This window comes from Bradyrhizobium sp. MV1.5 (assembly GCF_055807615.1).
The window spans coordinates 53,699-68,700 of record NZ_JBVVPL010000011.1; the positions used below are offsets into that span (position 1 = coordinate 53,699).

At 58.8% G+C, this 15,002-nt stretch carries 10 protein-coding genes and 1 riboswitch; of the genes, 3 read left to right on the forward strand and 7 right to left on the reverse strand.

What is annotated here, in order from left to right; translation table 11 throughout:
• Positions 1-1,345: 1,345 nt before the first annotated feature.
• Positions 1,346-1,570 carry an iron-sulfur cluster-binding protein gene (locus AC0L2J_RS13305; protein WP_473390448.1) on the forward strand — a complete coding sequence of 75 codons (225 nt, stop codon included), beginning with the start codon at positions 1,346-1,348 and terminating at the stop codon, positions 1,568-1,570.
• A gap of 398 nt (positions 1,571-1,968) precedes the next feature.
• A complete protein-coding gene (locus tag AC0L2J_RS13310) occupies positions 1,969-3,036 on the forward strand; it encodes a cytochrome-c peroxidase (protein ID WP_473390451.1) in 1,068 nt (355 codons plus the stop codon).
• Between the two features lie 812 nt (positions 3,037-3,848).
• Here the strand turns inward: AC0L2J_RS13310 and metE are convergent.
• The 3 genes from metE to AC0L2J_RS13325 all read right to left on the reverse strand — a co-directional run bounded on the left by metE (position 3,849) and on the right by AC0L2J_RS13325 (position 9,251).
• Positions 3,849-6,164, reverse strand: coding sequence for a 5-methyltetrahydropteroyltriglutamate--homocysteine S-methyltransferase (gene metE, locus AC0L2J_RS13315; RefSeq protein WP_473390454.1), 2,316 nt, complete (start codon positions 6,162-6,164; stop codon positions 3,849-3,851).
• Positions 6,165-6,263: 99 nt separating this feature from the next.
• Positions 6,264-6,463, reverse strand: a riboswitch (cobalamin riboswitch).
• Positions 6,464-7,252: 789 nt separating this feature from the next.
• The gene (locus AC0L2J_RS13320; protein ID WP_007600001.1) at positions 7,253-7,456 is read right to left on the reverse strand and encodes a 4Fe-4S binding protein; all 204 of its coding nucleotides are present in this window, start codon (positions 7,454-7,456) and stop codon (positions 7,253-7,255) included.
• A 580-nt stretch (positions 7,457-8,036) separates the two neighbouring features.
• Positions 8,037-9,251, reverse strand: coding sequence for an EAL domain-containing response regulator (locus tag AC0L2J_RS13325; RefSeq protein ID WP_007605590.1), 1,215 nt, complete (start codon positions 9,249-9,251; stop codon positions 8,037-8,039).
• Positions 9,252-9,867: 616 nt separating this feature from the next.
• Here AC0L2J_RS13325 and AC0L2J_RS13330 point away from each other — a divergent pair.
• Positions 9,868-10,326, forward strand: a complete 459-nt coding sequence (locus tag AC0L2J_RS13330; protein WP_231171040.1) for a GNAT family N-acetyltransferase — start codon at positions 9,868-9,870, stop codon at positions 10,324-10,326.
• 229 nt (positions 10,327-10,555) lie between these two features.
• On the opposite strand, the gene AC0L2J_RS13335 is transcribed toward AC0L2J_RS13330, so the two are convergent.
• From AC0L2J_RS13335 to AC0L2J_RS13350, 4 genes are read right to left on the reverse strand one after another with little or no spacing between them, the layout of a single operon-like run.
• Entirely contained in the window at positions 10,556-11,713 is a 1,158-nt protein-coding gene (locus AC0L2J_RS13335; RefSeq protein WP_473390458.1) for an SMP-30/gluconolactonase/LRE family protein, read from the reverse strand.
• Between the two features lie 37 nt (positions 11,714-11,750).
• Positions 11,751-12,578 (reverse strand): citryl-CoA lyase, encoded by an 828-nt coding sequence (locus AC0L2J_RS13340; protein WP_007605586.1) that lies wholly within the window; start codon positions 12,576-12,578, stop codon positions 11,751-11,753.
• A 55-nt stretch (positions 12,579-12,633) separates the two neighbouring features.
• Entirely contained in the window at positions 12,634-13,899 is a 1,266-nt protein-coding gene (locus tag AC0L2J_RS13345) for a CaiB/BaiF CoA transferase family protein (RefSeq protein WP_473390462.1), read from the reverse strand.
• Between the two features lie 50 nt (positions 13,900-13,949).
• Positions 13,950-14,882 (reverse strand): ABC transporter substrate-binding protein, encoded by a 933-nt coding sequence (locus tag AC0L2J_RS13350; RefSeq protein ID WP_473390466.1) that lies wholly within the window; start codon positions 14,880-14,882, stop codon positions 13,950-13,952.
• Positions 14,883-15,002 lie beyond the last annotated feature (120 nt).

Genomic DNA, 15,002 nt, shown 5'->3' on the forward strand with positions numbered 1-15,002 from the left:
CAAGAGACCACCTGCGATCCGGCAGCCATATTGAACAGTGAGAATAATCCGCTCATTCCGAACTCCGGCCGGCTCTCGATCGGCGGCAGTGATCGTGCACGCGTACCGCCTTGTTTCCGCAACCGCCCCCATGCCTAGCCCGATCCACTCGAGAGCGGAACATAGTACAAAAGCGAGAGCGGGTCTTATCATTCGACTGCACCTGATCTGAAATATCGTTCCCTGCTCTGTACAATCTGACGCTACGGGCGATTCAAGCTCCTTCGATCGCTCTGCCGGATCAACGTTACTCAGGTGACTGCGGTGTCGCAGAAGCGAGGCGAGCGGTATCCCCCGGCAGTGCCCTTGGATGGGGCCGGAACGATTTCATTATCGGTGCGCAGCGGGCAGAACGTCGGTGAACCAAGGCTATGGGCCGAGCTTTTCAGGTCGGCGGCGGCCATGAGGGGCGCGACGGCCCGCGGCGCCGGAGCGCTACATTCCTGACCCAGGCGCAGGCGCTCTGTGACCGGACGCTATTTAACGCGGAATGCTCCCGCGGCACAGGTCCCGAAATTTTGCTTCACAATCTCAATGTAAAAGGAAATGTGGCCGAGACGAGCCGTTCAAAGGCAGACTGCCGCTCAAGCAGACGCTCTTCGAGCATCTTACGCTGGAGATCATCTAGCTCGCTTTGAAGCCTTCTGCGACAACGCCAAATGTCATTCCGTACAGATCTGATCTCATTCAAGCGCTCGTCAATCGAAGCCATCACGGATACCGTATCCAACTTAAACCAGCCATGGACGAGTGCTCAATCACGTCCTTCCTCGCTAACACGCCGATAGATCTCAGGACTTGGGCCATCCGCGGACATGATGTCACGATCTCCTCCCAACGTGTCCTCTTGTATCGGCGTCTTTCAACGCAAGAGCACGAAGTAGCGGTTGCTCCTGCAGAAGTTCAGCTTATTTCGCCCTCAGCCCGCAGGATTTCAAAAGCTAGCAGCAGCCCGTGAGTGGGCCGACTAGGTAATCCAACCAATACCCGCGGGATCAGGGGTCAGGCCGGTCCCTGTCGAATTGGAGTAGCGATTAATCGGACGGTCGCACCGTCAAACTCTGGGCAGCCGCGCCTTTCAGACTTGAGCACGGCAATTGCCATGCCAGCGAACCTCAGGTGGAATTGAAACAAGCCATGTTCGGCCCTGAGGCTCGTCCTTACAAACGAGCCGGGCTTCGTGGTGACGGCGCGCCAGAGCGGCCTGGATATAAGTCGGAGAGGCTTCAGTCGGCTGGGCTCGGCGAAATCGTGAACAATGCGCACCTCCGGGCGCCTCTCAGTGTCTCGCCCAGCTGCGTAGGTCTTGTTACCGCCGTTCCCGCGTGCGGCCGGCAAGCTAACAAGCGAACCTCACCACAAAAGTATCTACGATCACGCCGGGCCTGGCGCTTGTGGCATCTGTGACACTGAATGTAGTGATCACACCAAGACATCAGACTTTGTTTGTTCGTCCGGACCCGTTCTACAACTAAATCAGCAACTTGCATCTCGGACGCAACTGGCATCGCAGTTGCTAATTGTCCAATGACACCGTGAGCGCTGAGCGCGGCCAGCGGAGTAAGACGGATACATCAACTTTGCGGGAGCGTATTGGCCACCCAATCGCCCGATGGAGCACCGATGCGGCCACCGGACAGCTTACTGCTTGCGGTACACTTGTTGTTGTCAGATCGACCATCACGCCGAACGTTGAGGCGCTAGGCTGATCAACCAACAGAAAGGCCGCGATCTAAGCTCAAAGCGAACTCGCGAATCACGTAAGCCCCTCAAGCCCGTGCGTGAACGCCGGCGGCCAGCTGCAAAAGTCGCACATTTTGATGCAGCCTCGCTTCAGATGATCCGCTGCATGCTGCGCCGGACCGTCGAGGAACGCGTGGCATCGCTTTCGACGGTTTCCTTGTTTAACAATCAGAACTAATGAGGCGTATGAACATGTCAATCCCGGAGCTTCGCCTTGTCGCTGAAGCATCTATTTTAGCTATTGGGCTGCTGATGTCGTCAGGAGCTAACGCCGACGATGATGTGATGAGAAACGCCAAGCAGATCTTCCATCCAATACCCTCGGCCATTCCTGCAGTAAAAGACAATCCAGTGACGCATGGAAAGGTCGAGCTTGGCAAGATGCTGTTCTTCGATCCGCGGCTATCGGCGAGCGGAATCATTAGCTGCAATACGTGCCACAATCTCGGCACCGGCGGAGTCGATGCCGGTCCGACCTCCGTTGGTCACGGCTGGAAGGTCGGCCTGCGCCGGGCCCCAACTGTCTACAACGCAGTGTTCAATGCGGCGCAATTTTGGGACGGACGCGCCGCGGACCTCAAGGCGCAAGCCACCGGCCCTGTGCAGGCGAGTGCCGAAATGAATGCGTCTCCAGATCATGTGCTCGGTATCTTGAACTCAATGCCCAGCTACGTCGTCTTGTTCAAGAACGCTTTTCCGAACGAAGCGAGACCGGTCACCTTTGAAAATTTTGCGAAGGCGATCGAGGCTTTTGAAGCGACTCTCATTACACCTGCGGCTCCATTCGATCAGTATCTGGAGGGCAATACACGTGCTCTCGATGATCAGCAGAAGTCAGGGTTGGCACTGTTTATGGCGAAGGGATGCTCCTCTTGCCACAATGGAATCAATCTCGGTGGACAGGCCTACTTCCCGTTCGGGGTGATGAAAAAGCCGGACGCAAGCGTGCTTCCGGACGCCGATAAGGGCCGATTCGCGGTTACCAGGGCGGCTGGCGACGAATATGTCTTCCGCGCGGCGCCATTGCGGAACGTCGCGTTGCGAGCCCCTTACTTCCATTCGGGCCAGGTTTGGAGCCTGAAGCAAGCTGTTGCCCTAATGAGTGACATCCAGCTCGGCGCCAAGCTTAGCGATGGGGAGGAAAACGACATCGTCGCATTTCTGAATTCGCTGACCGGTCGGCTGCCTAGGATCGAATATCCGGTACTACCAACGCGTACCAACACGACACCAAAGCCTTCAATAGACAGATAGCCTTAGCAGCACCGGCGTCATTCCCTGATGAAGAGCAACAGAGGCGACGCAAGAAACCGGCCTCCCCGCAATGACGTCTAAATGAATGATGCTGTGCTGTCACTCATCACCACGCATACATAAAAATGCCCGGCCTCGAGGGGAGGCCGGGCAGAAGTCACGCAGGAGCAACGCTGCTTTCCGCATCGCACCAGCTTTCGTCGGTAGGGAGGACTACCGGCGACCGATTTACGGCGAGGGCACTCGCCGTCAAAACAAGAAGCGGATATCGCTCCGCGCAACTTAGCGAGCCGCTTGCTTTCCGCTTCTGTCGGAAAGTTCAAGACTTGCCACCACTTGCCAGCTGTCCGGTTGGCAAGGGGAGCCTTGATGGAGCTGGGATCCATCACGCAGGCGGTTTGGCCGCCGTGTCCTGAAACTCAAGCGTCAGTTTGCCGTCACGCGGGAGCATTTGGCAACGCGCCCAACGCCAGCAAATCTTCCCGAAGCCCGCGCCAACGCGCCAATTACGTATGAAATTCCGGAAGGGCGGTAAAATAGATTGTTGTGATGGGACGCATCCACGCGATGGATAAATGAAGCGATAGGACCGTGGTTCGCGTCGAGCGTAAGTGACTTGGAATATGTCACCGGTAAGGCCGGCATGCTGTCGTCCGTCGGATTCGAGCTTGTCGCCGGCTGTGTGGGATCACCTCCGCCGAAGCAGACCGGCAGTCGCAAGCGCTGGAAGCTTTGGGAGTTCGCAAGATATCGCGACCTCCCAACGCGCGTGGATCTTATTCACAAATACGTTGGCGACACGCTGCGTACGATCATGCCTCACCCCGCAACTCGCGTGCGGCGGCCACCATATTGACGAGCGCGGGACGCACCTCTTCCCACCTTCGAGTTTTCAGTCCGCAGTCGGGATTGATCCAGAGCTGCCGATCGGAAACCCGCTGCCGCGCCAACACAATCAGCTGCTTGATCTCGGCTGCTGCGGGAATGCGCGGTGAATGAATGTCATAGACGCCCGGCCCAATTTCATTAGGATAATTGTAGCTCTTGAAAGCGTCGAGCAATTCCATTTTGGAGCGCGACGCCTCGATTGAAATGACGTCGGCATCCATTGCTGCGATCGCATCGATGATTTCGTTAAACTCGGAATAGCACATGTGCGTATGGATCTGAGTTCCGTCAGCGACAGCGGAGGAGCAAACACGGAAACTGTCCACTGCCCAATCGAGATAGTCCTTCCACTGCGATTTGCGCAGTGGCAATCCCTCCCGCAACGCAGCCTCGTCGATCTGGATCATGGTCGCTCCAGCCGCCTCAAGGTCGATGACCTCGTCTCGGATCGCGAGAGCGATCTGTCGGCATGTCTCGCTCCGCGGGATGTCGTCACGGACAAACGACCAGTTCAGGATCGTCACCGGTCCGGTCAGCATAGCCTTGACGGGTTTTTTGGTCAGAGACTGCGCATGTCGCCACCATTTAACGGTCATGGGCTTCGGGCGGGAGACATCTCCAAACAGGATAGGAGGACGAACGCACCGCGAGCCATAAGACTGAACCCAGCCGTGCTTGGTGAATGCGAAACCCAACAGCTGCTCGCCAAAGTATTGAACCATGTCATTGCGCTCGAACTCACCGTGTACGAGCACGTCCAGGCCGATATCTTCCTGCCAATGCACGGTATGGGCTGTCTCCGCTTTCAGAAGCTGCTCGTACTGCGTGTCATTCAGCGCTCCCCGCGCATGAGCTGCACGCGCATTGCGGACGTCCGCCGTTTGCGGGAAGGATCCGATGGTTGTGGTTGGAAACATCGGCAATGCGAAGGCGACGCGTTGGACGTCGGCGCGCTGGGTGAACGCACTGCGACGGCGACGCATGCTATCGTCGATCGCGGCCATTCGTCCGGCGACGTTCGCACTGTGGATCTTCGGCGATGTTTCGCGGGTGACGGATGCATCCTCTGAGAGCGTGAGTTCATCGGCCACGTCGGCAGCATGGCCAGCCAGCGCTTTGCCCAAAATCGAAAGCTCCTTGATCTTCTGCACTGAGAACGCCAACCACGTCTTCAGATTGGGATCGAGATCGATCTCTAGTTCAATATCGGTCGGAACATGAAGCAGCGAGCAGGAGGGGGCAATCTGAACACGGTCCCTGCCCAGTTTTTTGACCATAGGAGCAAGTTGGTCGAGTAGCGCCGGCAGATTAGAGCGCCACACGTTGCGACCATCAACGACACCGAGCGAGACCACTAGATCTCTACCTGCTCTGGCGACAATCGCGTCCAACTGGTAAGGTGCACGAACCAGGTCGACATGAACCCCGGCAACGGGCAAGGCCAATACTGTTTCAAGATTGTCGCCGACAGCCCCGAAGTATGTGGCCAGCATGATTTTAAGCGCCGGCACGGCCTTAGCGAAATGAGCATAGGCCCGGCGGACAGCGGCCCGAGATGCTTCGTCGACGTCCATCACTAGGCATGGCTCGTCGAGCTGAACCCATTCAGCGCCGCGCGAGGCTAGTTCGCGGAGAACATCGACATAGACGGGGAGGAGTCGATCAAGCAGCGACAGCGGATTGAATGCGGGATTTACGCTTTTGCCGAGCTTCAGGAAAGTGACTGGGCCCACTAGGACGGGCCGCGTCTGATAACCGAGGCTTCTTGCCTCCTCATATTCCTCGATCGGCTTCCGAGAGGCATACTTAAAGATCTGATCCTGGTGAAATTCCGGCACCATGTAGTGGTAGTTCGTATCGAACCACTTCGTCATCTCCTGTGCGGCTACGCCGGGCCCATGCTGAGCGTGACCACCGTCTTGAGCGCCACGCGCCATGGTGAAGTAGGTTTTGAGCGACACAGGACCTTCGTTCCAGCCGTAAATGTCGGGAATCGCGCCGACCATTAGGCTGGTATCGAGCACATGGTCGTAGAGCGAGAAGTCATTCGAAGGAATGACGGTCGCACCGCGGGATTTTTGCCGTGCCCAATTAGCGGCACGAAGTCCACTCCCCGCCTCGAGGAGCTCGGCTTCGCTAGATTTTCCCGCCCAGTAGCTCTCGAGCGCGAATTTGAGTTCGCGTCGTGGGCCGATGCGTGACGTCCCCAGTGTGGCAACGGGAAGCGAAAGGATTGACATAGCTTAGACCCCATGTTGGGGCAAAGGCCATGGCGGACGCAGACAGCGAACATCGCGTGAGCGACAACTGCTTGGCGCACACCGGGACGCCCCGCCCGTGGACGATATCTTGTCGAGGCAGGTCTCCTGGCTCACGGGTCGTCGCTGCTGTCCGGCCTTCCCGAAGCCGCATGGCTTCAGTGACTTCGTTGGACAGCGGCTCGCCGCTTACAGTTGCGGGGGCAGCGCCGGCATTGCACCGGCTTCCCTCTTAGCTCCGGATCAAACGAAATCCGGAGACCGCGACGGCTTGGATTATGCGCACGAGGATCGATGCGTCAACCTACCGATTCTCGCTGCGACATTGCCCAAGCGATTACGAGCGCACTAGGCAGGTAAGACGGTCTTGCTCGCGGCCTAGTGAACACGCCCGGATCTGTGGAGGCTCCGCTTTTGAAATGCATTCGCTCCCCGCTCGCGTAACGGTTGAGCTCCACCACCGGAACGAACCCGGGCGGCTTTCGGTATCTGTGTGATCGCGAGGAGGCGACCTTTTCCGTCAGCAGCTTTTCGAACCTGCGCGTCAGGAAGGTGCGATCATCCTCGGCCGGCATCCGTTTGGTCACAGCCCACGAGGCTCCCTAGACATTTCGAAAGCCGGATTGCTCCAGGACCGAACGGATGATCAGGTCGGCTCCTTGGTGTTCGGCGGGCCCGCGACCAGGCACGAGGTCGTCCGCCTCCGTGAGGTTGGCCAAGATGATCCTTCTCGGTGCACTAGGTGTTCACGTGCTCAGCGACTTTTGCGCCGGCTTCGATGCGTCCGTGGCCGCTCGACGCCGGGTCTGCCTCGCCTCGACTCGCCACCAGCGACGATAGGCCGTAACGCGGCCACTGAGCATCGAGGGCCTTGTCCTTGTTCGTGACAAATTCGACGGTGTCCTCCGACAGAGCCCTTTGAGGGGTTCCTCGGCGTCGCTCAGCGTCTTAAGCTCATAACGATGTTAATCGACCTCGATGCGCCCCATGCGGTCGTGGTCTCCTCAAGGTCCCACATCTACAACTTCGTTCGCGAAATCGAGCGATGAGGCCTTTTGGTCGCGGGCTGCCTATCCTGTCTTGGACGGGACACAGGTGTCAGGGACCGGACAGACCACCGCGCATTGCGGCGTGTCGCAATGGCCCTCGCACTCCGTACATTTTTTGGCATCGATAACGTAAATGTCACGCTTCAGACTGATCGCCGCGTTGGGACACTCGAACTCACATGCGCCACAAACGGTGCATTGCGAAGCGACGATCTTGTAAGCCATGCCTTCCGACTCCTTAGGCGAGCGATGCCATGGGCGATCCCTTTCAAATGCCGTGCCAAACGCAGACGCGCTCAATGTTGGGCAATTTGCCCAATTCGGCTGTCCCGGGTCTGAGACCATGTTGCGTCTGCGACAGCAACAGGTCGCTTCAATTTCAGGCTATGAGCCATCGGGCCCTCTTGCGAGAGTCAGTCGCGCCTTGAAGCTGGAAGCGTCCGTCGGTTTGTTTGGCACGTCAGCGCGGGGGCAAGCGAGGCTGACGCTTCCTCCACCGGCGGCGACAAAACCCGCGAACGGACGCAGGTCTACGTCGGATCTCGGCAAACCTCCGGTCACACACCCCGACTGGAGGTTTGTGCAAGCCTCGCTCATGGCTGCAACGCTAGCTGCGCGGAGGACTCGCTGGAGGCTTGCCAAAACGGGCTTGTGGTATAACAAGCTTCGGAGGGAAATGAAGTGGCGGCGGGACGAGCGACACTGGCCTTGCAGACCGACTGAATTGCACTCAGCCTCATGCCTGGTGCCGAGTAGGCATGGCGGTGCTCGCGAGCGTCGCTTGGCCGCACTCAGCCACTCGCAACTATTTTGGACGAGCTGGAGCAGGGTTGAAAGATGACTGTGCAAATTGCTTCAGTGGCATGGCTTTTCCGAACAGATGGCCCTGCGCAAGGTCGAAGCCGAGTTCGGCCACAGCGATTAGGTCAGCCTGGCTCTCCACACCTTCGGCGACGGTGCGCACATTGTACTCTTTGGCTAGATCGACGATATGGCGGCACACCGTTCGCTTGAGGGGCCCATTCGCGCAGCCGCCGACGAACTGACGATCTACTTTCAATTTCATGAACGGGAATTTTGTCATCCCCATCAGCTGCGGCCAATTGGCACCGACATTGTCGATTGCAAGGCCAATGTTGTGAAAGCGAACCTCACGCGCAACCTCGACCAGGAGATCTAGGTTCTGGATCGCTTCCACGCTCTCGATTTCAATCGTCAACCCGCCGAAAGCGGCGTGCGACGGCATGCGCCGACAGAGATCGCGTACCGCCTGCGGGTCAATCAGGAATGCTGCCGGGAGATTGATGGAGAGATCGATCGAAGTTTGCTGCTCCAGAAGATACTGCCAATCCTTGATCGCGCGGTCGATCACGAACTGCGACAAGTTCCTAAAATGCGGATCGTGAGATTCCGGGATGAAATAGGCCGGTGGAACAACGCCCCAGGTCGGGTGCCGCATTCGCACATGAGCCTCGGCGCCGCGGCGGCTAAGGGTACACGCGTCAAACTTCGGCTCATACCAGAGCTCAAGCCAGCCAGCGTGTAAGGCTTCTCCGACATGGACCGCGGGACGGGGCGCCGGCTCTCTTGGCAAGAGCATGCCGATCCGATCGCGCAACGTCTCGGCTGCAAACGGCGCCCTGAGCGGCGGCAGCATAGCAAGTCCATATTCACTACCGACCTGCTGCACTGCCGCCATGATGATCGACTCGCGCGCTCCGAACGCCAGCACTCGGCCTGCAAATTCTTCGCGTACCAGTATCTCGAGCAATCGTCCAGGCTCGATGCGGTCCGAGCCAATGCCGAGCAGGATCAGATCAGGGAACTCCGTGCGGAGTACGTGCGGCAACTCGTCAGCAGTCCTGCATTCGCTGATAACAAACCCCATATCCTCCAGCACATCCCGTAGAAAGGCGCGCAGATGCCGCTTGCCGACGGCCAGGCACGCCCGCGGCCGCACCTTACGTTGCCCGAAGATTACAGGTTTCCCTCCGACCAGTTCGGCCTGCCCATGTTCCATCGCAACCACTCCTGTTCCGTGACGGTGCCTTAAACGAGGAGCGAAGGTCCAAACAAGCTGTGCTTCCCGATATCTTTCGATTGTTCGAGATAAGCTTAAGATAGTGCATTGGTGTGCAAAATCTTTCGCGATCTTGCTCAGACGATTTTATCGGACGCACGCGTATGATACCTGTCGCGCTTCGCGCAAGTACGAGTGACGCACGCGAGGTGGGAATCTCTCCTTCGGACGCACCGAGCTGACGCTCTATGGCGCTGCGATCATCGTGGCGCACGATTTGTTGAAGCGAGTAGTTCGTGAGCGACGATCGGCAATCACTCTTACGAATGTTTGATCGGCATGACCGGCGTGTGCCGTGATATGTTTTCCAATCGAAGGCAGTCCATCATGAGTTCGCAGCTGCTCAACCCGCAGTCGATTCTGAGAACGGCAATGGCTTGCAATTACCTCAGCTCTGTTGCCTTAGCGAGTGTGGACGTGCTGCTTCCTACCGAGCCTGATAGTTGCTCTCAATTGCGTTTTCTGTATCCTCCTGAGCATGAATTTCCCCCAGTGGGCCAGGTCGGGTGTTCGTGTTGGTGCTGAAGGGCAAGGCACGTCCAGCGCGGGCACGGCTTTGCGCAAGAGCGTGCCAGGAGATGAGAACGCGGTCGCAAAAGCGGTCGAAGAGCTACTTTCCGAGTTAGGTGGCCCCGGACCGGAGTTCAGCCTTCAAGGCGCGAAGCAGGCGGCGTTGCGCCTGATTCAGGATCCCGAACAGGGCTTCATTTTTGTCGTTGAGGAACAAGGCACCGGGCAGATTGTAGGGGTAGCTAGCATCTCGGCCGTACAGGCCGTGAGAGCAGCCGGAGCGTACGGCGTGCTTCAGGAGCTATGGATTTCTCGTGACTTCCGGAGCTCTGACTGCGGTCGGCATCTGCTCGAGGCGGTAGATTCGGAGGCGAAGCGACGCGGCTGGCAGATGATTGAGGTTGCGTTGCCTCCGGATGGTTATCCGGCCCTAGAACGGGTACGCCACTTCTACGAGGAGAGGGGATATCGGGTTGGAGGATTGCGCGCGCGCAAGAGGCTCTGACAGTAGTACGACCTCTGCGCCACACACTTGAAGCGCTCTGGGCTAGCGTGCTATCGGTAAAGTCCTTCAAGCAGTAAATCCTGGGCTTGTTCCTTCTCAAAACGAACGCTTCACGCGTGCGTCGCGGCCAAGCATGATCGAGAACCTTGACGCTGATGCGGAGCTGACTCCCACCGCGAGCGGTTACCTCTTCGGCCTTCTTGGCGAGAACGTTCGAAAATATCGGCGATCAATCATTCTGCGTTGTGGGCAGCGATACCGCGACCCGCCCGACCAAAAGGCGACAGGTCGGCGGCGGCCCGTTCCGGGCGGAGCCCGACCCAGCATTACGAATCCTTCTTTTGCGCTTCCCATGCAGTGCGATTACCGGCTCTGGTTTGAGATCACCGCACACAAACGCCATCCATTCGTCACCAATTACATTCTCTCGGCGACTGGCTAGCCAGTCGTCTACCACACTCATTCCTGCAGCTTGGTGCGGCGGACCGGCGCGTGAAAAGATTCCGCACCACCTTGCCACTCCTGCTGGCGAATTTCGAGGAAGGTGAGCGAGATCAGCCATCACACTGATCCGGTAGAAGATTCCGTAATGAGCAATGCGCCGAGTGCCGCGTCCAATACGACATTCGTGCAGCTTCCACCCTGCGCAGGACTGGATGCAAGCGGACCGCTTTCGCCGTTTGGCCCCACCGAAGACGTGGCCGAGGGAATCATGCGCGACAAAGAGCCTCCCTTTTTGATCGACCGTCAGTCCGTCAGGACCGCTCGTCGCAAAGAACCAGCTGAATCGTCCGACTTTCCCCATGCCATCACGCATCAGCGGTACGCGCCAGATGCAATTGTCGCGCGTCATTGCAACGTACATTACGGTCTCGTCCGGACTGAGCACCAGGCCATTCGGGCCCGGGCCATTAGAAATCAAGCAGTCGATCCGGCCGTCAGGGCACAGTCGAAATGCCCGGCCGGTACGATCGTGCAATCCAGTCTGGCCCTGATCGGTGAAATAGATGTCGCGTTTGGTCGCGATATGCAGGTCGTTGCAGCCTCTGAAGGACTCGGAATTGCGGTGGCCCAGCAACGGCCGGATGGTCCCTCTCTGTCGATCGAGCTCCAGGAGACCGTTGATATAGTCGGACACGAGCACCCGGCCGTCCGGAGCAACCTTCAGACGTTCGGCCAGCCGTCGTATTCGATGATCAAAGACCAGACGTCCTCCGGTGAAATCCGGAAATCGGCCGAAGGGGATCTCGACGACATAGAGATTCCCGGACTGGTCGAACGACGGTCCCTCGATGAAACAATCTACTGGATATGCCCCGCGGTTCGCGTCTGCCCATTCCGAAGAAACACCCGGGCGACGAAACTCCGCCGGCATCGACGAGAACACGCTGGTCTCCATCAGCTTGGGCGGGTTTTCGAGATGCTTATGATGCGCCTTCCAGCCTGCGACGCGGCTGGCCCTCGTATTTGTAGCCGAACTGCTTGGGCATTGGGCCCTTGTTGCGATCGTTGCGCCCAGTTTGCTCCCAGGCGTGAGCCAGGATTCCGACCGCGCGCGACAAGCAGAAGATCCCCCGCGCGAGCGGAGAGGCGAAGCCCAGTTCGCCGTAAATGACCGCCGTCGCGCCATCGATGTTCATCGGAATGAGCATGCTCTTGCGCTGTTGCATCACCCGCTCGATCGCGCGAGCGGCCTTGGCATAATCGCCGCCGACACTGCCCTCGTCAGCTGCGGCATCCACCAGCGCCAATAGCGGGGCCGCGCGCGGGTCGACTGGATGAAACCGGTGGCCGAAGCCCGGCAGATATTTGCTGCGGGTTGCGGTGAAATGGTCGATTGCAGCGCCAGCGGCCTGCTCGATCTCTCGCCCTTGGCGCCGTCGCAGCACATCCTCGTAGAGTTCGATAGCCTGCTCCCCTGCTCCGCCATGCACGTCATCGAGCGTGTTGATTGCCGAGGCCATTGCGCCATTCAGGGGCAGGCCGCAGCTCACCGCCATTTGGGCAATTGCAATGGAGGGCGCGTGCGGACCGTGGTCAACGGATCCAACCAGCGCAGCTTGCAGCAGCTGCTCCTGTGCTGGCGTCGGCAGATTGCCACGCAACATCAGCCAGATCATGGCGGGAAAGGAAACGCGGCCTATCAAATCTTCAATTGGATAACCCCGATAGGCGATGCGACCTGGCGCGATATCGCAAATGGAGGTTCGCCACCAACTGGCCGCTTGCTGTCTCAGTTCTTCTTCGCTCATTTCCAGTTCCGTCCTTTCAACCTGCCGATTGCCAACCGACGCAAGCCGTCGGATGTCATGATATCGGTCCGTCCGTGGCTACGCGGACGGGCAGGAAATCAGCCTCTCCTTGCTTTGGCGTCCCGACGGCTCGGCTCGAGACCAGTTGCTCAACCTCCGCATACGAATAGCCGAGCCGCTGCAGCCATCGCTCAGTGTCTGCTCCGAGCGTCGCAGGTGGTGAAGGCACCGAAAACTCCTCATCCAGCCGGAACCCCGGCCGCGTGATTCGTAACGGCTGCGCACCGTCTTGTTCTGGCGCCAAAGTCTCGACGAATCCGCGCTCAAGGACCTGTGGCTGCTGCAACACTTCCGAGACCGTCAGCACACGGCCGGCAGGGACACCAGCCAGATTCATTTGGGCCTCCCATTCCTCAGCGGGCTTGCAACTCAATGCCTTGTTCAACTCCGCGCTCAGCGCAGCGCGGTTGACCTTGCGCATCTCGCGTCCAGCAAAGCGTGGATCCGCCTTCAGGTCCGGTCGGTCGATCAGGTCGCATAGGGCTTGGTACTGCTTCTGCTCGTTGGCGGAAATGTTCAGCGGGCCCGTCGCGGTGCGAAACGTGCCGGAGGGAGCCGCGGTAAAGTTCTCGTTGCCGATGGGCTGCGGCTCGACCCCGGCGTTCAGGTGGTTGGAGACGACCCATCCCATCGCCGCAACGGTGGCCTCGAGCAGGGACACGTCGATGAACCGACCCCGTTGCCTATGCCGCTGGTCGACCAGAGCCGCGGCGATGGCAAACGCAGCAGTCAGTCCCGCAATCGTGTCCGAGATCGGAAAGCCCGTGCGCAGGGGAGCCGAGGTTATATCGCCGGTGACGCTCATCGCTCCGGAAAGACCCTGGACGATCTGATCATAGGCCGGACGGGCGGACCACGGTCCGCTCTGCCCAAAGCCGGAGATCGCGCAGTAGACCAGACGCGGGTTCAGCCCGACAAGCACATCAAAGCCGAGGCCAAGGCGTTCCATCACCTTCGGCCGGAAGTTTTCGAGCACCACGTCGGCTTCCTTGACCAGTCGCAAGAACACCTCGCGGCCCGCTTCCGATTTCAGGTCCAGTGCAATCGATTGCTTGCCGGCGTTCACGGCGACAAACGAGAGTCCCTGCAGGCGCTCCGCTCTTTGCGGATCCGCGCCGAGGCGCCGCGCCAGGTCGCCGCCGTTCGGATTTTCCACCTTAATGACCTCCGCGCCAAGGCGCGCAAGATGGTAACCACAGAACGGACCCGCCAACACGTTTGACAGGTCGAGAACGCGGATACCGGTTAGCGGCAGAGACATCTGAAGAGCCTTCTTGTAGGTGATCCGATAGCGAGCGCTTAGTACGCAACTTATTTCAGTTGCTGCGCAGCACGTTCCGCGAATCGATTCGTGAAGGTCTTGATGAGGTCGATCTTTGCGGCTGCGATCTTCGGATCAAAGTCGCCTAGGACAGCGAGCGGGACCTTGGCCGCGTCGATGTCCATCTGACCGGTTGGCGAGAACAGCGCTTTCGACGCGTTCATGATCTCGATGTTCACCTCGCGATTGTCGGTCTTGTATGCAGGAGGCATCGCGTCGACGAGTTGTTCCGTCGACGCCGTGTTGATCCAGCGGTGGGTTTTGAGCAAGGCGTTGACGAGGCGCTGGACCGTTTCTGGATTTTTGTCGATGAAAGTCTGCTGCAGGTAGAGACAGGCGGTCGGATAGATTCCGCCAAAGGCCTGTTTTGAGCCTTCGAGTGTGCGCGCGTCGAACAGCGGCGTCGCACTCTTTTTGCGCGCGAGAAGGGTCGCAATCGGGTCGAAATAGACGAGCGCGTCGATATTCCTGGCCTCGAGCGCCACCATGCCGGGTGCCCCGCTGCCGACCGCGATAATGTTCACGTCGCGCGGACCCAACCCAGATTTCTTGATGTAGTAGCGCGCCATGGTGTCGGTCGATGACCCCGGCGCCGTGATCCCGAGCTTGAGGCCCTTCAGGTCGGCACCGGACTTGACCTTGTCAGCGAGGCCGCTGCGGACACCGAGCAACACGCCGGGAATGTCATTGAGCAGGAACACGCAGGAAATCTGTTTGCCCTGCGCCTGCATCTGAATGGTGTGATCGTAAAAGCCGACTGTCCCGTCCACCGAACCGCCGACCACCGCCTGCAAAGCCTTCGAACCACCGGCCTGGAAGTTTTCGACGCTCACCTCAAGGCCCTGGTCCTTAAACGAACCGAGCTTCACACCAAGCTCGAGAGGCATATAGTTGAGGATCTGTGATCCCACTGCGATCTTCAATTTTGTCTTCTCCGCTCGGCGGCATGCGCTGAAATGAGCGGCAATACAGCTGCCGCGATAACCACCATCAGTCTCGGAAAAGCGTGCATGGGAACCTCCGTGAGAATGGGAGCGCTACGA